Origin of the sequence: Variovorax sp. E3 (assembly GCF_016082275.1) — a bacterium.
In the GTDB taxonomy this organism is placed as follows: Bacteria; Pseudomonadota; Gammaproteobacteria; order Burkholderiales; family Burkholderiaceae_C; genus Variovorax.
Genome location: NZ_MOWM01000360.1, coordinates 1 through 842, shown reverse-complemented (window position 1 = coordinate 842; position 842 = coordinate 1). Strand labels below are relative to the sequence as shown.

Genomic DNA, 842 nt, shown 5'->3' with positions numbered 1-842 from the left:
CCTTCCCTAGACGCGAACTTTTGCTACTGCCGCATTCGAGCACAGCACGAGTTATGCGCCGAACTCATCGTCTCGATCTCGATCAAGGCGTCTACAAGGCGTCGAGTACCAGCTTTCGAAGTACCCCATTGGCTGCGCTGGCCCATCCTGTTCGAGCTTTGGTGGAGATGCCGCACTGTTTGAGGCCCCTCCATTACTGCGCTGGCTTTGCGGGTGCAGCGTTCAGCCCCATCCGGTCCAGGCCGCCTTGAATGCCAGCAGTCGCATGGCCCGCGTGGCCTGCCCAGGCGCAGCCGATTGCTGCGTCCCGCGCAGGGCTGCGAACACATGGCTGAACCGCTGGCCCTGAAGTTCCCGACGGCGGTCCCTGATCGCCTTCACGCGCTGCGTGTTCCGCATCTTGAGGTCGTTGCCGGTCTTGTCGCGGTAGCGATTTGAACAAGGCAGGTACAGCCGGCCTCCGATTTACTTGTTTTCGGGTATGGCCCCGCTGGGGGCGCAACGATACGCTCGCCCGCGTCCGGATTGCTCGCCGTCCGCTTCTCGCTCTTCATCGCAGGAAACACCATGCTCATTCAGGCCGATGCCAGCGGCGCCCCATCCGAAGTAACCGGAGGGCGGCGGCGGCGGTTGCGGCGCACGCTCCGCTGCTTGTCCGCCATCGCCCTGCTCGCCGCGGGCAGCGCCTTTGCCGATGGCTTCGCCGGCGGAACGGGCGGAAGCGCGGGGGTGCCGAACCCCGGGGGCATGGGCAATGCGGGTGGCGCCGCGGCGACCGTCACCGCCGATGGCGCGACCGCGGTGGGCGCCGGCGGCAACGGCGGCATCGGTGACTCCGGTGG

General features: G+C 66.7%; 1 pseudogene. It reads left to right on the top strand.

The window, feature by feature from the left end:
- Nucleotides 1-567 precede the first annotated feature (567 nt).
- Nucleotides 568-842: pseudogene (locus tag BMG07_RS40865) on the top strand (hypothetical protein); the annotation flags it as partial.